At 65.1% G+C, this 17,508-nt stretch carries 20 protein-coding genes and 1 tRNA gene; 10 read left to right on the top strand and 11 right to left on the bottom strand.

Annotated elements, in window-relative coordinates; genetic code table 11:
- Positions 1-83: 83 nt before the first annotated feature.
- The 3 genes from CHB74_RS06255 (at position 84) to CHB74_RS06245 (ending at position 1,718) form a co-directional block, all read left to right on the top strand.
- A complete protein-coding gene (locus tag CHB74_RS06255) occupies positions 84-695 on the top strand; it encodes a TetR/AcrR family transcriptional regulator (RefSeq protein WP_089218773.1) in 612 nt (203 codons plus the stop codon).
- A 300-nt stretch (positions 696-995) separates the two neighbouring features.
- Positions 996-1,289 carry a hypothetical protein gene (locus tag CHB74_RS06250; protein ID WP_089218772.1) on the top strand — a complete coding sequence of 98 codons (294 nt, stop codon included), beginning with the start codon at positions 996-998 and terminating at the stop codon, positions 1,287-1,289.
- A gap of 18 nt (positions 1,290-1,307) precedes the next feature.
- Entirely contained in the window at positions 1,308-1,718 is a 411-nt protein-coding gene (locus tag CHB74_RS06245) for a PRC-barrel domain-containing protein (RefSeq protein WP_089218771.1), read from the top strand.
- Here CHB74_RS06245 and CHB74_RS06240 read toward each other — a convergent pair.
- The 5 genes from CHB74_RS06240 to CHB74_RS06220 form a co-directional block, all read right to left on the bottom strand.
- Entirely contained in the window at positions 1,709-1,918 is a 210-nt protein-coding gene (locus tag CHB74_RS06240; protein ID WP_089218770.1) for a hypothetical protein, read from the bottom strand. The genes CHB74_RS06245 and CHB74_RS06240 overlap by 10 nt on opposite strands.
- Before the next feature lie 159 nt (positions 1,919-2,077).
- Entirely contained in the window at positions 2,078-2,353 is a 276-nt protein-coding gene (locus tag CHB74_RS06235) for an acylphosphatase (RefSeq protein WP_089218769.1), read from the bottom strand.
- Positions 2,354-2,402: 49 nt separating this feature from the next.
- A complete protein-coding gene (locus CHB74_RS06230; RefSeq protein ID WP_089218768.1) occupies positions 2,403-3,056 on the bottom strand; it encodes a peptidylprolyl isomerase in 654 nt (217 codons plus the stop codon).
- A 67-nt stretch (positions 3,057-3,123) separates the two neighbouring features.
- Positions 3,124-3,558 carry a hypothetical protein gene (locus CHB74_RS06225; protein WP_089218767.1) on the bottom strand — a complete coding sequence of 145 codons (435 nt, stop codon included), beginning with the start codon at positions 3,556-3,558 and terminating at the stop codon, positions 3,124-3,126.
- A gap of 206 nt (positions 3,559-3,764) precedes the next feature.
- Positions 3,765-3,839 (bottom strand) — tRNA-Thr (locus CHB74_RS06220).
- Positions 3,840-3,935: 96 nt separating this feature from the next.
- Between CHB74_RS06220 and CHB74_RS22615 the strand changes: the two genes are divergently transcribed.
- On the top strand, positions 3,936-4,070 hold the full coding sequence (locus CHB74_RS22615) for a hypothetical protein (RefSeq protein WP_281253524.1): 135 nt from the start codon (positions 3,936-3,938) through the stop codon (positions 4,068-4,070).
- Between the two features lie 77 nt (positions 4,071-4,147).
- On the opposite strand, the gene CHB74_RS06215 is transcribed toward CHB74_RS22615, so the two are convergent.
- Together CHB74_RS06215 and CHB74_RS06210 are read right to left on the bottom strand one after the other, a co-directional pair.
- Positions 4,148-4,756, bottom strand: a complete 609-nt coding sequence (locus CHB74_RS06215) for a glutathione peroxidase (RefSeq protein ID WP_089218766.1) — start codon at positions 4,754-4,756, stop codon at positions 4,148-4,150.
- Between the two features lie 19 nt (positions 4,757-4,775).
- Positions 4,776-6,557 (bottom strand): aminopeptidase P family protein, encoded by a 1,782-nt coding sequence (locus CHB74_RS06210; protein WP_089218765.1) that lies wholly within the window; start codon positions 6,555-6,557, stop codon positions 4,776-4,778.
- Positions 6,558-6,631: 74 nt separating this feature from the next.
- On the opposite strand from CHB74_RS06210, the gene CHB74_RS06205 reads away from it, so the two are divergent.
- The 4 genes from CHB74_RS06205 (at position 6,632) to CHB74_RS06190 (ending at position 10,384) form a co-directional block, all read left to right on the top strand.
- Positions 6,632-8,674, top strand: a complete 2,043-nt coding sequence (locus tag CHB74_RS06205; protein ID WP_245842678.1) for a S9 family peptidase — start codon at positions 6,632-6,634, stop codon at positions 8,672-8,674.
- An 80-nt stretch (positions 8,675-8,754) separates the two neighbouring features.
- The gene (locus CHB74_RS06200) at positions 8,755-9,159 is read left to right on the top strand and encodes an acyl-CoA thioesterase (RefSeq protein ID WP_089218763.1); all 405 of its coding nucleotides are present in this window, start codon (positions 8,755-8,757) and stop codon (positions 9,157-9,159) included.
- Between the two features lie 79 nt (positions 9,160-9,238).
- Positions 9,239-9,706, top strand: a complete 468-nt coding sequence (locus CHB74_RS06195) for a porin family protein (RefSeq protein ID WP_089218762.1) — start codon at positions 9,239-9,241, stop codon at positions 9,704-9,706.
- Positions 9,707-9,853: 147 nt separating this feature from the next.
- Positions 9,854-10,384, top strand: coding sequence for a lipocalin-like domain-containing protein (locus tag CHB74_RS06190; protein ID WP_089218761.1), 531 nt, complete (start codon positions 9,854-9,856; stop codon positions 10,382-10,384).
- 15 nt (positions 10,385-10,399) lie between these two features.
- Here CHB74_RS06190 and CHB74_RS06185 read toward each other — a convergent pair whose 3' ends face one another.
- The 4 genes from CHB74_RS06185 to CHB74_RS06170 form a co-directional block, all read right to left on the bottom strand.
- On the bottom strand, positions 10,400-10,750 hold the full coding sequence (locus CHB74_RS06185; protein WP_089218760.1) for a DUF2200 domain-containing protein: 351 nt from the start codon (positions 10,748-10,750) through the stop codon (positions 10,400-10,402).
- Positions 10,751-10,816: 66 nt separating this feature from the next.
- On the bottom strand, positions 10,817-11,086 hold the full coding sequence (locus CHB74_RS06180; protein ID WP_245842677.1) for a hypothetical protein: 270 nt from the start codon (positions 11,084-11,086) through the stop codon (positions 10,817-10,819).
- The gene (locus CHB74_RS06175) at positions 11,086-12,675 is read right to left on the bottom strand and encodes a PepSY-associated TM helix domain-containing protein (protein ID WP_089218758.1); all 1,590 of its coding nucleotides are present in this window, start codon (positions 12,673-12,675) and stop codon (positions 11,086-11,088) included. Before CHB74_RS06175 ends, CHB74_RS06180 begins: the two co-directional genes overlap by 1 nt.
- On the bottom strand, positions 12,672-12,977 hold the full coding sequence (locus tag CHB74_RS06170; RefSeq protein WP_089218757.1) for a hypothetical protein: 306 nt from the start codon (positions 12,975-12,977) through the stop codon (positions 12,672-12,674). Before CHB74_RS06170 ends, CHB74_RS06175 begins: the two co-directional genes overlap by 4 nt.
- Before the next feature lie 148 nt (positions 12,978-13,125).
- Between CHB74_RS06170 and CHB74_RS06165 the strand changes: the two genes are divergently transcribed.
- On the top strand, positions 13,126-15,201 hold the full coding sequence (locus CHB74_RS06165) for a TonB-dependent siderophore receptor (RefSeq protein WP_089218930.1): 2,076 nt from the start codon (positions 13,126-13,128) through the stop codon (positions 15,199-15,201).
- A 104-nt stretch (positions 15,202-15,305) separates the two neighbouring features.
- Positions 15,306-17,486 carry a TonB-dependent siderophore receptor gene (locus CHB74_RS06160; RefSeq protein ID WP_089218756.1) on the top strand — a complete coding sequence of 727 codons (2,181 nt, stop codon included), beginning with the start codon at positions 15,306-15,308 and terminating at the stop codon, positions 17,484-17,486.
- The last annotated feature ends 22 nt before the right edge of the window (positions 17,487-17,508 follow it).

Raw genomic sequence — 17,508 nt, 5'->3', positions numbered from 1 at the left:
GCCGCGCCGCCGGGCAATTCACGGGGTGACGAATTACGATGCCCCGTGCATAGGATTGTGGCCATGAACAGCAAGGATCGTCGATGACCGCTTCTCCCCCGCCCGCCCAGACGCGCGGACGCGGTCGCCCACGTAATCCCGAAACCGATGCCACGATCATGGCCGCCGGCCGCCGGCTGCTGCGCGAAGGCGGTATCGAGGCGCTGACCTTCGATGCGATCGCCCAGGCAACCGGCGTCACCCGCGCCACCATCTATCGGCGCTGGCCGACCAAGGCCCATCTGCTGAGCAACATCGCCAATGAGGACGAAAACGTCCAGTTCGTCGACGTCACCGAAGCCGAAGGGATTGAGGGCGAGGTGCGCGCGCTCGTCGCGCAGGTCTATTATCGCTACCAGCTGGCCGATATCAGCGCCGCCGCGCTCGGCCTTTTCGCCGCAATCCAGCGCGATCCGGCGCTCCGCCGCGAATTGCAGCATCCGATCGAATCCGCCGCGCGCGCCGACATGAAGCGCATCGTCGATACCGGCAAGGCCAAGGGCCTGATCCGCCCCGAGATCGATGCCGGCGCCTTTTACGATGTCACCATCGGCGCGGTGCTTTCCCGCCTGCTGATCGGATCGACACCGGCCGATGAAAGCCTGATCGACGATATCACCAGCATCGTCCTCAACGGCGTCGTCGTGCGGCGCTGATTTATTTCGCGCGGCGCGGAACCATCCTTGGCGCCGCCCGTTATACCCGAACACTTCATCGAAAAATGGAGTGTGGATGAAGACTTCGGTCCTTCGATATGGAGGCGAAGCCATCAGGGAGCCCCGCCGCCCAAAGCGACGGGGCTTACCTGTATCTGGGGCCCCGCACCTCTTGCGCCCCACGCCCCCCTTATCGCGACGAGTCGAGCCTGCCGGCTGACGGGCCATCGAACCCGTGCCCCACCAGCGCGTTTACATGGGGAAGGTGAGCGGGATCCCGTTGTCCGAGAGAGACTTGCCATGACCAGATATGCCATCGCAGCGATCCTGCTGGCCACCGCGACCGCCGGCTGTTCGACCAGCGATCCCACCCTGCGCGGCGCCGGCCGCGGCGCGGGCTTTGGCGCGGCCGGTGGCGCCGTCGCCGGTGCCGTGATCCCGGGCCTCAGCGTCGGCGAAGGCGCCGCCATCGGCGCGGCGGGCGGCGCGGTGGTCGGCGCTGCAACGGCCGACAAGGATCGGCGTTACTATACCGACGAGAATGGCCGCCGCTATTATGTCGATAGCAAGGGCCGCCGCGTCTATCCCAACTGACGGAACGGAGCTGACCGGATGAACCAGACAAGCCCCAACCCCACCGCCGCGACCGGCGACGATCGCAGCCATTCGCTCATCCTCGCCAACCGGGTGATCGGCACCGCCGTTTATTCCAAGGGCGGCGAAAAGATCGGCCATGTCGACGATCTGTCGGTGGAACGGGTGAGCGGGCAGGTGATCTATGCCGTGATGTCGTTCGGCGGCTTCCTCGGCATTGGCGAGAAATTCCACCCGCTGCCCTGGTCGCTGCTCGATTATGATCCCGATCAGGGCGGCTATGTCGTCCCGCTCGATCGCGCCCAGCTGGAGGCCGCGCCGAATTACGACCGCTATGAACTGGTCCAGCTCGGCGGCCCCAGCCACCTCAATTATGGGGAACAGATTTTCGGCTATTACGGCCCTTACGGCTCGGTTCCCTATTGGTAAAACGCGCGCGGCATAAGCATGGCCGAAGGCCCGCGCAGGCGGGGTTCGTCACCCTGCGTGCGCAGTGCCTTTGCCTTCGAGGAAAATTCCCGCGCCAGCTGGCGATGGGCGGCCTTGGCCTCGGGGCACGCCGCCCGCTCCGCCGCTTCCATCTCCTCCAGGGCCCGGCGTTCGCAGAAATCGGCGGTCAGTCTGGTCATCGGAGGTACCTCCAAAGTCGGCCCCCAATGCATACCCCGTTATCGGTATACTATGCCGATCGGCGCGAATTGAAAGGCGATCGCGGCGAAGCCAAGATTCCCGGCGAGTCGCGGCCGGCAAGGCTTTTCAGCGCATCACCCCGACTCGCGGGCGACGGTTTATTCGGTCGGCCGTTGGGTGAAGTCCGCCAGCGGCTCCACGTCCGCCTCGCTTTCGTCGATGCGGTCTACGCGCGCGGCCGCCGGGCCGTCACCGCACATCGCGATGAACCGGCGCACCGCTTCGTCATCGCCCGCCACCAGCGTTTCGACAGTGCCGTCGCGGCGGTTGCGCACCCAGCCGACAAGGCCGAGCCGGCGCGCGGCATCGACTGACCAGCCGCGATAGAAGACACCCTGCACGCGGCCATGGATGCGAAGCCGGCGATAGATCATCGCGCTACCCTTCCCTGCCAACCACCGAAGCCGCTCGCGGCGGCCGCGTTCAATCCGCCCGGCGCGCGGCCGTGATCACCACCGGCTGCGCCAGAATCTGCCCGCGCATCACGCCTTCGCCTTCCGTGGGCGATGTCGGCGCGTCGAGAATGCGCTTCACGACGTCCGTCCCCTCGACTACCCGGCCGAAGGCGGCAAAGCCAAGATTGTCGCCCGGCTGGCCCGGAGTCGCATTCATCGACGGCATCGCGCCACCGACGGTGATGAAGAAATCGCCGGTCGCCGTCCCCGGCGCGTTGCGCGCCATCGAGATCACGCCGGCGTCATGGCTGAGCCCGGTCTGCGTCGTCGGCTCATGCGCGATCGCGGGCAGCACCCGCTTGGGATCGTTGCGCGCGCCGCCCTGGATCAGCCCGAACCCCGGTGCCACCTTGGTCGCGCGATAGAAGGTCGCCCCGTCGAGCCGCTTCTGATCGACATAGCGCAGGAAATTGGCGGTGGTGACGGGCGCCCGCTCCTTCTCCAGTTCCAGCACGATGGCGCCTTCGCTGGTCTGCAGCGTCACGCGCACCGTGGCAGGCTTGGGCGCAGGCGCTTCGGCCGGCGCTGGCGGCTGCGCTGGCGCCACGGGCGTCGCTTCCTGCGCATAAGCGGGCGTGGCGGTCAGGCACAGCAGGGCGAAGGGCACGAATCGTCTCAGCATCGTGCCAGCCTAAACGCAGGCGGGCGCGGGAACCACCCGCGCCTGCCCGCCCCTTCCAGCCCGACCCTCAGGCCGTAGCGACCGCCGCCTGGCCACGCGGACGATAAAGCAGTTCGAACAGCAGCCCGGCCGCCATCAGCAGCACGATCGCCTCGACGCACTGGGCGATCAGCAACGTCCATGTCGTGCCTTCGACCGCGACGAAGAACTGCATGTTGGGCAGCACCACGAACAGGCCGCCCCACACACCCCACCACAAGGCATTGCCCACGCCGCGCTGCGGATAGATGAACAGGAACATCATCAGGTAGAGCGTGATCTGGACGATGTAGGTCAGGAACAGGAAGGGAAACAGCGCCTCCATCCCCGCCTGCGCGCGCTGCGGATAGCCGGCATACATGTCGGGCACCAGCACCGCGTGGAAGGCGCAATCGGCGATGAACACGATCACCGCGATCAGCACTGCGATGATGAAGAAACGGGCGGTCAGATGGCCTTTCATGGATATCCCCCTGCTTGATCCGGTCTTTGCGGATTGATGGCGTGACATCACTGACGGCCAGGGCGGCAACGATCCTCACCCCCGCGCACGTCCGGCGCACGCGCTTCGGGCCATCGCGGCCAAGATGGCCCGAACGGCAAAGCGCGATGGAAGGCACGAACGGTCCCCGAAGGGATCGTCCGGTCATCATTGCGGATGAAGGAAAATGGTGCTGCCGGGGAGGATTGAACTCCCGACCTCAGCCTTACCAAGGATGCGCTCTACCACTGAGCTACGGCAGCACTACGGTCGAAACCGCGTTGGAGCGGCGCCTATGGAGAATCATCCGGGCGGCGTCAAGGCTTGCCGAAGCGGATATTCGCCTTCACAGCAAATTCATGGCGAAAGACGATCCCGAGCGCGCCCGGCGGCTGGCCGAAGCGCTGCGTGCGAACCTCCGCAAGCGCAAGGAACAGGGCCGCGAACGCGACGATGCGGCGCGGGACCAGCAGGCCGACGACACACAGGACTGAAACGAATGCGGCGCGCGCGCCAACAGGGCCCGTCACCCCGAAACAGATCCGGCATGACGGGCAGGCGTAAGGCGAATCTAGCCCTTTGCCTTCAGCGCGGTTTCGATCGCGGCGGTGACCTTGGGATCGGTGGGATCGGTGCGCGTGCCGAAGGCCGCGATCAGGCGGCCGTCGCGGCCGATCAGATATTTGTGGAAGTTCCACTTGGGCGTGTTCTGCGCGCCCAGCTTGGTCGCCGCCCAGCGATAGATGGGCAGCGCGTTCGGCCCCACCACGTCGGATTTTTCGGCCAGCGGGAATTTCACCGCCTTCGATTTGCAGAAGGCCGCGATCTCCTGGTTCGAGCCATATTCCTGGCCCTTGAAATTGCCCGAAGGCACGCCGACCACGGTGAAGCCGCGCTTGGCATAGCTGTCCTGCAGCTTTTGCAGGCCTTCATATTGGGGGGTGAAGCCGCACATGCTGGCGGTGTTCACCAGCAGCACGACATCGCCCTTATATTTGGTCATCGGCATCGCCGCGCCGTCGATCGCGGTCAGGTTGAAATCCCAGGCGACGCGCTTGTTCGCTTCCGCCGTCGCCATTTGCGGCGTGGGCGGAACCCCCGGAAACTGCGCATAGCCGACCGCCGCGATGACGCCGACGGCCAGCACGCCCGCAACGCCAAGATGCCACTTCTTGCTCATCGAATGCCTACCCCTCCGATCACAGCGGCTGCGTTACGCGGTCGAGCCACGCCTTCGCATCGCCATCGAGCAGCGGGCCAATCCGGTCGCGCACCTCGGCATGATAGCCGTCGATCCATGCACGCTCACCGGGCGTCAGCACGCCGGTGTCGATCAGCTCGCGGTCGATGGGAGCGAAGGTGAGCGTCTCGAAGCCCAGCATTTCGCGTTCCGCGCCCGCTATTTCACGCGTCTCTACCAGAACAAGATTTTCGACACGGATGCCATATTCGCCGGATTTGTAATAGCCCGGCTCGTTGGACAGGAACATGCCCGCCTGCAGCGGCTCGTCCCCACCGCCGAAGGTGGCGATGCGCTGCGGCCCTTCATGCACCGAAAGATAGCTGCCGACGCCGTGGCCGGTGCCATGGGCATAATCCAGCCCCGCTTCCCACAGGAACTGGCGCGCCAGCGCGTCGAGCTGGCCGCCGCGTGTGCCGACCGGAAAGACCGCGCGGGCGAGCGCGACATGGCCGCGCAGCACGCGGGTGAAGCGATCCTTCATCTCCGCCGTGGGCGTGCCGATCGCCACCGTGCGGGTCACGTCGGTCGTGCCGTCCTCATATTGTCCGCCCGAATCGATCAGGAACAGCGAATCGATCTCGATCGGCCGGTTGGTCTCCTCGGTCACGCGATAATGGACGACCGCGCCGTTCGGCCCCGCACCCGAAATCGTGTCGAACGAAAGGTCGCGCAGCTTGCCGGTGTCGCGGCGGAACGCCTCCAGCCTGTCGGACGCGTCGAGTTCGGTCAGCCCGCCCTTCGGCGCTTCGACCGAAAGCCAGTGGAGGAAGCGCACCAGCGCCGCGCCGTCGCGCAGCTGCGCGGCCTTGTGGCCGGCAATCTCCGCCGCATTCTTGATCGCCTTGGCCAGCACCGTCGGGTCGCGCGCCTCGATCACCCGCGCGCCGGCCTTGTCGAGCGCCTCGAAGATCGCGGCGACAGCGCGTTCAGGGTCGGCCGCCACGGTCTTGCCCGCCAGCCCCGCCAGATAGCCGGCAAAGGCATCGCGCGGATGGCGGCGCACCGCGTTGCCGAGATGCTTGGCGACATCCTCGCCCAGCTTTTCGGGCGCGACGAACAGATCGGCCGTGCCGTCGGCCTGCACCACCGCATAAGCCAGCGCCACCGGCGTCCGCTCGACATCCTCACCCCGCACATTGAGCAGCCAGGCGAGCGAATCGAGCGCGGAGACGACCACCGCGTCGGCCTTACGCGTCGCCAGCCAGTCGGCCACCTCCTGCCGCTTTTCGGCCGAACTCTTGCCCGCCAGATCATTGCCGTGGACGACCAGCTTCGCCTTGGACGGCTCCGGCCGGTCGGGCCACACCGCATCCACCGGGTTGGTGTCCACCGCCACCAGCTCGGCGCCCTTATCCGCCAGCGCCGCGCGCGCGGCCTTCACCCAGCCGCGGGTGTGGAGCCACGGGTCGTAACCGATCCGCGCGCCCTGGCCGGCATGGTCCTTCAGCCAGGCGGCAATGCTGGTCTGCGGCACCGACTGGTAGCTCCAGTGGTTGCCGTCCACCTGCTCGCGCACCTGCAGCGTGTAGCGCCCGTCGACGAAGATCGCGGCCTCGGCGGGCAGCACCACCGCCGATCCGGCCGATCCCTGGAACCCCGTCAGCCACGCCAGCCGCTGGGCATAGGCGCCGACATATTCGCTCATATGCTCATCGGTCAGCGGAACGACGAATCCGTCCAGCTTGCGCTTCGCCAGCTCCTCGCGGAGCGCCTTCAAACGATCTTCGTAGGTGGACATCAGCACCCGGCCTTCTATTTCTAAACGGCCTAGATAGGCCGTCAGGCCGCCCGACGCTAGTTAAGAGGATGTTGATGACTGTCCTGCCCCCGGTCGCTGCGGTGAAGCCGCACAGCTTTTCCCACCATGGCCGGACGGTCGAGGATCCCTACGCCTGGCTGAAAGACCCCCATTATCCCAAGGTCGATGATGCGGAGATCCTTGATTATCTGAAGGCGGAAAACGCCTGGTTCGAAGCCGCGATGGCGCCCCACGGCGATCTGGTCGAAACGCTGTTCCAGGAAATGAAGGGCCGCATCAAGGAAGACGATGCCGGCGTGCCGCAAAAGGATGGCGACTGGCTCTATTGGTGGGCGTTCCAGCCGGGCGGGCAATATCGCCTCTGGTATCGCAAGCCCGTGGCCGGGGGGCCGGACGAACTGATCCTCAGCGAACCGGCCGAGGCCGAAGGCAAGGAATATTTCCGGCTGCAGGCGCTCGAAGTCAGCCCCGACGGCCGGCTGCTCGCCTGGTCGGCGGACGACAACGGATCGGAACGCTTCACGCTGCGCATCCGCGATCTTTCGACCGGGCAGGATATCGAAACCGTCAGCCGCGTCGCCAATGGCGCGGTGGTGTGGAGCGCGGATTCCACGGCCGTCGCTTACACCGAGGTGAACGACAACTGGCGTACCTATCGCGCCCAGCTCCATCATCTCGGCCGCGATCCCGCAGGCGATGCGACGCTCTATGAGGAAGCGGACGAAGGCTTCCGCGTGGCGCTCGGCCGCTCGCAGGATCGCCAGTGGATCATCATCGCCACCGGCGATCATGAAACCAGCGAAGCGCGCCTCGTCCCCGCAACCGATCCCGCCGCCACGCCCCTCCTCGTCAGCCCGCGCCAGGTGAAGCGGCAATATTCGATCGACAGCGCCCACGGCCGGCTGTGGATCCTGACCAACGACACCCATGTCAATTTCCGCCTCGCCTCGTCCGATCCCGCCGCGCCGGGCGAGTGGACGGAGGTGATCGCCGGGTCCGACCGCCATTATCTGCGCGGCGTCACCAGCTTCGCCCAGCACCTCGTCATCCAGGAACGGGTGGACGGGCTCGATCAGGTTCGGCTGCGCGGCTATGACGGCGCCGAAAGCCTCATCCCCTTCCCCGAAGCCAGCTACACCGCCGGCCTCGCCGCCAATCCCGAATATGATCCGCCGGTCTATCGCCTCGTCTATTCGTCGCTGGTGACGCCCAATACGGTGTTCGATTTCGATTGGGCGGCGGGCAGCCTCACCACGCTCAAGGTGCAGCAGATCCCGTCGGGCTATGATCCCGCGCTCTATGCCACCGAACGGCTGATGGTCGATGCGCGCGATGGCACCAAGGTGCCCGTCTCGGTCGTCTATCGGCGCGATTTCGTGAAGAACGGCCAGGGCAAGCTCTATCTCTACGCTTATGGCGCCTATGGCTATGCCTATCCGCCGGCCTTCTCCACGCTGCGCCTCAGCCTGCTCGACCGCGGTTATGCCTATGCCATCGCGCATATCCGGGGCGGCGATGATCTTGGCTATGGCTGGTATCTCGATGGCAAGGCGGAAAAGCGCTGGAACACCTTCCACGATTTCGTCGATGCCGCGAAGGGGCTGATCGCCGGCGGCTTCACCCGCGCGGGCAATATCGCCATCAACGGCGGATCGGCGGGCGGCGAACTGATGGGCGTGGTCGCCAACACAGATCCCGCATTGTGGGGCGCGGTGGTGGCCGACGTGCCCTTCGTCGACGTGCTCAACACCATGCTGGATGATACGCTGCCGCTGACGCCGGGCGAATGGCCCGAATGGGGCAACCCGATCACCGATCCCGCCGCCTTCGATCTGATCCGCAGCTACAGCCCGTATGACAATGTCTCGGCGCAGGCCTATCCGCCAATGCTGATCACCGGCGGCCTCAACGATCCGCGCGTCACTTATTGGGAACCGGCGAAATGGACGGCGAAGCTGCGCGCCACCAGGACGGACACCAACGCCCTGCTGCTCAAGACCAATATGGGCGCGGGCCATGGCGGTAAGTCCGGCCGGTTCGACAGCTTGCGCGAAGATGCCGAAGCCTATGCCTTCATCCTGACCCAGATGGCATGAGATGATGGCGCGACCTTGCCGGCACGCCCCCCGCGATGCCGGCAGGACCGCGCAACGATCGACAGAGGGACGTTGACCGCATGAGCTTCTCCGTCACCTTCACCGCCCAGCCCGAGGACATCGACGAACTGGGCCACGTCAACAATGCGGTATGGGTGCAGTGGATCCAGCAGGTCGCCACCGCGCACTGGATCACCGTTGCCGATCCCACCCATGTCGATGCCTATATCTGGGTCGTGACCCGGCACGAGATTGATTATCTGCGTGCGCTGGGCCCCGGCGGCACGGTGATCGCGCGCACCTGGATCCCCGATCCACCCAAGGGCGCGCGCTTCGACCGGATGGTGGAATTCATCGGCGTCGACGGCAAGGCCCATGTCCGGTCGCGCACCACCTGGGCGATCATCGACAAATCCATCGGCCGCCCGATCCGCGTGCCCGCCGAAGTGGCGGCGCCCTTCCTGGGCAAGTTCAACGAACATTGACAGCCGTCCGCCGCAGGCGCAGCCAGACAAGCGCGCGGAGGGGCCGAATTTCCCGGGGGAATTGCTGGGGAGTGAACGCATGATACGCAAGGCAATCCTGTCGCTGGCCGTCCTGCCCCTCGCCGCCGCCACCCCCGCTTTCGCGGGTGAGGCCTATATCGAAGCCACTGGCGGCATCAGCTGGAATGACGAGGAAACGAACGCGATCGCCGGCGTGGCGGTCGGCTATGATTTCGACATCACCGAAGGCGTCTTCGTGGGCGTCGAAGGGCTGGCGGAAAAGCCGCTGGCCGATGACACCCGCGTCGCGTGGGGCATTGGCGGGCGGATCGGCATCGAACCCTTGCCCGAAGGCAAGGCCTTCGCCGGCCTGAACTGGCAATCCAAGGATTGCGGTGAATGCGGCAACGCCATCGGCCTCGGCGCCGGCTGGGAACAGGGCCTCACCGAGCGCCTCTACGCCAAGATCGAATATAAGCGCCTGTTCATCGGCGACGGCGAACCCGATGCCAATGTCGGCATCATCGGCATCGGCATGAGCTTCTGAACGAGTCCCTGCGTCCGCCACCATGGCCGCTTCAGGCAAGCGTCCAGGGAGCTTCCAATTGAAAAGATCGCGATCTTGCGGCTAACCACCTATGCATCGGCCCGTCAGCATTGCGAGGGCATTCACCGATGGGGAGCGAGCGGCCAGATGACAATCGCGTCGAGACGATATTGGCTGAAGGCGCTCACGGTCGCCATGCCGGTGCTGGCCCTGATGCCGGGCGGCCCCGCCATGGCAAATGAGGCCGCCGCCACCGCGCTCCCCCGGCTGATCGGCACCTGGCAGCTGGTTTCCTATGAACTTCACGATGGCAAGGGCGGCGTCATCCATCCGATGGGCGCCAAGGCGCAGGGCCAGATCATCTATGATGCCGCGGGAAACATGTCCTGCCACCTGCTCAACCCCAATCCGCCTGCGCGCCCATCCACGGTGGCCGATGGCGCGACCTATGAGGCGCGGGTCTCCTATGATCGCTATTCCAGCTATTATGGGCCCTATGATGTCGACACCGGCCGGCATGAGGTGAGCCACCATGTTCTGGGCGCGACCATGCCCGGCTGGGCGGGAACCACCGTCGTCCGCAACTATGCCTTCGAGGGCGACGGTGATCTGACGCTTTCGGCCGATATCGGCACAGGCGGCCAGCGGGCCGTGCTCAAATGGCGGCGCGCCCGTTAACGGCCGCCCGCCGCATCATTCCCGCAGGATCTTCGCCATCGCCTTACCCCTGGCGAGTTCGTCGATCAGTTTGTCGAGATAGCGGATTTCTCGCATCGTCGGCTCTTCGACATCCTCGACCCGCACGCCGCAGACCACGCCCTTGATCAGCGATCGCGCGGGATTCATGCGGGGCGCCTGCGCGAAGAAATCCTCGAAGCTCACGCCATTGGCCAGCTGATCGTCGAGCGACGGCTGGCTATGCCCGGTCAGCCAACGAATGATCTCATCCACCTCGGCCCTGGTGCGGCCCTTCTTCTCGGCCTTGGCGACATAATGGGGATAGACGCTCGCCACGCTCGCCGAACAGATCCGGTGCTTGCTCATGCGCTGGCCTCCACCTTGCCGCCGGCCGCGCATGATAGGGCGGCGTCGGCAAAATGCTAAGCCCGGTCAGCCCCTCTCGCGGCGGTCGCCGAACCACAGGGTGACGAACCAGCCCAGCGACGCACAGGCGCCAAGCCACATCAGGAAGGCCGCCGCATCGCCCATCAGCGCCAGCACCACGCCCGGCAGGCAGGCCAGCGCGGCAAATGATCGCCGCATCGCGCTGGTCTGCAGTGCATCGGCCAATCCGGCCGAACGCCGCCGCTTGGGATCGTTCGCGCACAACAGGATGATCAGGACCGCCGAACAGGCGATGGCGATAAGCGTGGGCAGCATCATTCGGCAGCCTGCAGATTGGCGGAAAGCGGAAGATCGTCGCGGCGGCGGTGCGCGCCGAACACGCGCCACAGCATCCACAGGCCAGCGACCATGAAGGCGAGGTCGAGCGCGGCGATGACCGGCTGGCCGGCGCCGATCGCCTGCCCCCAGCCCGGCCCGCCGGTGGCGAGCCGCAAGGCCGGCAGGACGAGCATGATCGCCCCCGTCGCAATCTGGAGGAGGCGGCTGATCGCATCGGCCGAGCGCATGAGGATGCCGCCAAGGATCGCAACCGCCGATGCGGCAAGGAAGGCCGTCGGCGTCCAGAAAACCGCGCTGCCCGCCGGCATGGCGACAAGGAAGGCGGCTGCGGCAACGACGAGCGCCAGCGGCAGGCCGAAGCCGACGACCGCGACGGTGCGCTCCAGCCACGCCAGCGCGCGCCCGGCTTCACGCCGGCGGACGAGCCAGAGCCGCAGGCCGGTGAGCGTGACATAGCACATGGCGAAGCCGAGGCCGAACCACACCGCCTTGGACAACAGGCCGGCGAAATTGCCGAAATGCAGCGGCGACATGATCGCGGCGAGCGTGCCGCCCGCCGACGGGCGCGTGCCGATCGACGGCTTGGCGCGATCGAATTCGGCGGTTGTGCCGTTGTAGAGCAGGGTCATCGGCTCGATGGCGCCGGCCTTGGGATCGTGGAAACTCGTCACCATGGCATCCGCGCGGCCGTAATTTTCCACCGCGACGAAGATCGGCGGTCCGCCGGCGCGTTGGATCGAATCCGCAGCGATCCGATCGAGATTGCCCACCGCCACGGGCCGGGCATCGGGCTTGGCCGGGTTGCCGAACACCGCGTCGTTCAGCGCCTGCACGTCGCCGCCAAAGGCCGCCATCGCGACGATCGGCACGCCGATCGTGCCGAAGAAGGAAAAGAAGCTGCCGGTGAAGGCGAGGATGAAGGCGAAGGGCAGGCTCCATGTGCCGGCCACGCTGTGCCGGTCGCGATCGACCAGCACCGGGTTCGCCTTGCGCCGCAGGGTGAAGATGTCCTTGAACAGGTGGCGGTGGATCAGCAGGCCCGAAATGGCCGCGACCAGCATCGCCAGCCCCAATATGCCGGTGAGCAGCAGACCCCACGGGTCCGGCACGTGCAGGCGGACATGGGTGTCGATCAGGAAGTGGCTGAGCGCATCATCGTTGCGCGGCTGGAACACCTCTTCGCCGGTGCCGTGCAGTTCCTGTTCGATCCGGCCGTCGCGATCGAGCTGGTAATAGATGCCACGGCTGACGAATTTGCCGTCGGGATCGGTTTCGTGGCGGTGGAAGAAGGCACCGAGATTGTGATCGCCGATTTCGAACAGATCGACGCCTTCATGATATTTGGCCGGCGTGCGCGCACCGAGTTCGCGCACCGCCTTGTCGAACGGACGTTCGAACGCCGATTGCGTCTCGACATGCCCGGCGGACCAGGCGCCGATCTCCTCGGCGAACACCGCCGCCATGCCGGTGATGACGACGGCATAGAGCAGCAGGCCGAGCAGGATCCCGGACCAGCCGTGGACCGCGACCATCAGCTTGGTTTCTTCCTTGGGAAGATGGATCATTTCGCCTGCTCCCCGGCCGCCGGCGGCCGATTCATGAATTTGTGGGCGACAAGGCCGCCATGGATCAACAGCAGCCCGATCGCCACGATGGCGACGCGGCCGAGCCGACGATCAAGGCAGGCGTGAAAGAACAGAGCCGCCCAGATCAGCGGCACGAGCACGAGCGGCAGGACAAGATTGTCGATCTGCGCGGCGCCGCGCGGCAGCCACAGGGCCATGCCGGCCATCACCACCATCGCGATGATCACCGCGCCGGGGCCGGCGAAAAACACGCGAAGCCATTTTCGGGACGTGGGCGACATTGATCCTCCTGCCGCGGATGGACCTATAAGCCGTCGCGCGCCGATTATTGCAAGCCATGATTAATTGCAGACGCGAGTATCGCTATTGCGATCGCATCGCAATAGCCCTATGCGCGCCCCGATGATTTTCGTGCGGAAGGGGAATATGATGAGCACGGCAAGGAAATTTGCATGGACCTGTGCGGCGCTGGCGCTGTGCCCGCTGCCGGTGATGGCGGCAGAGGCGGCGGCGGAAGCCGCCGAAACGGCAGCCGATGAGAATGTGATCGTCGTGACCGGCGCCAATGCCGGCACGAAGACGGAAACGCCGCTGGTCGAGCTGCCCCAGCCGATCACGATCATCTCGTCCGAAACCTATATTTCGCAGGGCGCGATCAACATCAGCGACACGGTGAAATATGCCGCCGGCGTGCTCGCCAACCCTTATGGCCGCGACACGCGGGTCGACGGGTTCAATGTGCGCGGGCTCGATGCGCTGCAGTTCCGCGACGGCATGCGCGACATCTTCTCTTATTATGCCTCGATCACGTCGGACCCGTACAACTTCTCCCGCGTGGAAATCGTGCGCGGACCGGCCTCGGTGCTGTTCGGCCAGGGATCGATCGGCGGCCTCGTCAACCTCGTCTCCAAGACCCCGGATTTCGAAACGCGCGGCGAACTGAACGCCGTCTATGGCAGCTATGATCGCAAGGAACTGCTGGGCGACGTGAACGTCGCGCTGACCGACAATCTGGCGATCCGCGCCGTCGGCCGCGTCCGCGATGCCGACACCTATGTCGATCATGTGCCCGACGATCGCGTGATGTTCGCGCCGTCGATCCGCTGGCAGCCCACGCCCGACACCAACATCGTGCTGACCGGCCTCTATCAGGAAGACGACACCGGCTCGACCTCGCAATTCCTGCCGATCGTCGGCACCTTCAAGCCCAACCCGGTCGCGGGCGAGCAGCTGGACCGTTATGTCTTCGTCGGCAAGGCGGGCTGGGATCGCTATAACGGCCGTTCGCTTCAGGGCGGCGGCACCATCACCCACAATTTCTCGGACAATATCCGCCTCAGCCTCAAGGCGCGCTACATCGACAGCGACCTTGAATATAACACCCATTATGCCGACAGCTACAGCAACCCGACCGATCCCTATTCGGTCTACGGCACAGACGGCCGCACCATCGGCCTGATCGCCGATGCCAGCGACGCGCGGATGAACGTCTTTTCGACCGACAATAATCTGCAGGTCAACTTCAACACCGGCGACGATATCGAGCACAAGCTGCTCGTCGGCATCGATTATAGCTGGAACAAGGTGAGCAAGCGCTATGACGGCGGTTTCGAGGTCGTCGACCTTTACGACATCGATTATGATGCGCTGCTGACCTACGATCCCTCGGGGCCCTTCACCTCGACATCGCAGAAGCAGCTGGGCGTCTATGTCCAGGATCAGATCCGCCTGTACGATCGTGTGTCGGTCGTGGTCGGCGCCCGTCGCGATCGCGTCACCGGCTCGTCGGGGCAGAAGGACAACGCCACCACCTTCCGCGCCGGCATCATCGGCGAAATCGGCGCCGGCTTCTCGCCCTTCTTCAGCTATACCGAAAGCTTCCTGCCGGTCGCGGGGCTGATCGAGAACCCGGACGGCACCTTCGGCGATCCCTATGTGCCGCAGACCGGCACGCAATATGAAGCCGGCATCAAATGGCAGCCGGACGCCAATACGCTGATCACGGCCACCGCGTTCAAGATCAAGGAACGCAACCGCGTCCTCTATCTCGCCGCCGGCGGCACCACCCAGTCGGGCGAACTCAACACCAAGGGCTTCGAAGTCGAGGCGAGCCACACCCTGCCCGGCAATTTCGAGCTGCTGGCCAATTACGGCTATTCCAAGCTGAAGTCCGAAACCAACACCAGCCTCGATTACATGCCGCGCCACACCGCGTCGGCCTGGACGACCAAGACCTTCGGCCTGCCCGGCGAGGCCCAGCTGCGCCTGGGCGGCGGCGTCGTCTATGCCGGCAAGAGCATCTCGACGAGCTCCATCTGGTCGATCGTCACGCCGTCGCGCACCACGGTCGACGCGCTGGCGGAAGTGAGCTGGGACAATTGGCGCTTTGCGCTCAACGCCACCAACCTGTTCAACAACAAATATTATGCGTCCTGCCTGGCGCGCGGCGATTGCTTCATGGGCGCACCGCGCAACGTGATGGGCACCGTGTCCTACCGTTTCTGATCCGCGACAGGCCCGCCCCGCATCGTCCGCGCCACGCGCGTCGATGGCGGGGCGGGCGGTTGCCGCACGCATAACATCATCAAAAAAATCCGGGGGGTTAATCCATGATCGCGACGTCCTTGGCCTTTCCTTCGCTCACCCGGCGCGGTGCGTCCGCGATCGCACTCGCCTGTGGCCTTGCGGTGGCCGCCCCGGCGCTCGCCCAATCCGCCGAAAAGGATCGCGACGCCGCCGATCGCGATGCGATAGTCGTGACGGGCTATACCACGAGCGAAAAACTCGGTTCGGCAACCGGCCTCGGCCTTTCGATCCTCGAAACCCCCCAGTCGGTGACGGTGATGACCGCCGATCGCATGGACGATCAGGCGATCCGCACGCTCAGCGACGTGATGAACAATGCCGCCGGCGTGTCGGTGAAGGCGCTCGACAGCTCGCGCAACGGCTTTTCGGCGCGCGGCTTCGACATCGACATCTATCAGGTCGACGGCATTCCCGTGCAGTGGGTGCAGGGCTTCAGCGCGGGTGAATCCAATCTCGACGTCGCCATCTACCAGCAGGTGGAAATCGTGCGCGGCGCCACCGGCCTGCTGACAGGCGTGGGCAACCCTTCCGCCTCGGTAAACCTGATCCGCAAGCATGCCGACAGCGACGAGCTGACCGCGTCGATCACCGCGTCCGCAAGCCGGTGGGACAATTACCAGATCATGGGCGATGTCAGCACGCCGATCACCGCCGATGGCGCGGTGCGCGCCCGCGTCGTCGCCAAATATGAGGAAGGCGACAGCTTCATCGACATCCTCCACAACAAGAAGCTGGTGCTCTACGGCGTCATCGATGCCGATATCACGCCGGGCACGCACCTCAGCGTCGGCGCCAGCTATCAGGATCATGATGCCAGCGGCACGCAATGGGGCGGCCTGCCGACCTGGTATGCCGATGGTTCGCGCACCGATTGGCGCCGTTCCAAGACGATCGGCGCCAACTGGACGACCTGGCCGGCCGAAAACTACACCTATTTCGCCGATCTGACCCAGCAGCTTGGCGACAAGTGGAATGCGCGCCTCTACGGCAATTATACCAACAATAAGAGCGACATGCGCCTGCTCTACCTCTACGGCTATCCGGACAAGGTGACGGGGCTTGGCATGGGCGCCTCGCCCGCCCGCTATGACGCGCGGCGCGAACAGATGGACGTCGGCATCCGCGTCAACGGCAGCTACGGGCTGTTCGGGCGCGAACATGAGCTGATGGTCGGCGCAAGCTATGCCAAGCAGGATTTCAGCTTCTTCGGCTACGCGTCGAGCAACGTCGCCGCCGTCGGCGACTTCCTGAACTGGGACGGCAGCTTCCCCGAACCAACCTGGGGCGCGCGCAGCCAGCAGGTCGACCTCAAGACCAAGCAATGGGGTTATTTCGCGTCGACCCGCTTGCACCTGGCCGACGGACTGAAGGCGATCCTGGGCGGCCGCCTGAACAGCTGGGATCGCAACGGCCTCTATTATGGCACGTCCGTCGATTATGGCTACGACGACAAGTTCACGCCCTATGCCGGCCTGCTCTACGAATTCGCGCAGCACCACACCGCTTATGTGAGCTACACGGATATCTATCAGCCGCAGGAACGGCGCGACCGCACCGGCAAGTTCCTCGATCCGCTGTCGGGCAGCACCTATGAAGCCGGCCTCAAGAGCAGCTTTTTTGGCGGCCGCCTGATCACCGCGCTTTCCGTGTTCCGCATCCAGCAGGACAATTTCGGCATCGAGGACGGCAACGAAACCGTGCCCGGCACCGGCGGCAACGGCAACCTGCCGGAACAGGCCTATATCGGCGTGAAGGGCATCAAGAGCACCGGCTTCGAAGTTGAAGCCAATGGCGAGGTGCTGCCCGGCTGGTCGGTCAGCGGCAACTACACCCAGTTCAAGGCCAAGGACCGGGACGGCAACCGGGTCAACACCCTGTTCCCGCAGAAGCTGCTGCGCCTGTTCACCACCTACAAGTTCGGTGGATCGCTGGATGGGCTGGTGCTTGGCGGCGGCGTCAACTGGGAAGGGTTGAGCTACACCGACACCTTCAACCCCGTATCGGGCGATCCCGAACGGCTGGAGGTGAAATCCTATGCGGTGGTCAACCTGATGGGCCGCTATCAGTTCGCCGAGGGGCTTTCCGCCCAGCTCAATGTCGAGAACCTGTTCAACAAGAAATATTATTCGCAGATCGGCTTTTACGACCAGCACGCCTTTGGCGAGCCGCGCAACGTGACGCTGACGCTGAAATATCAGTTCTGACGCAATGTCGCCCCGCGCCGCG

The sequence above is a fragment of the Edaphosphingomonas laterariae genome, from assembly GCF_900188165.1.
Classification (GTDB): domain Bacteria; phylum Pseudomonadota; class Alphaproteobacteria; order Sphingomonadales; family Sphingomonadaceae; genus Sphingomonas_E; species Sphingomonas_E laterariae.
Note: the sequence above shows the minus strand (reverse complement) of the source record. Positions and strands in the feature narration are given on the sequence as shown.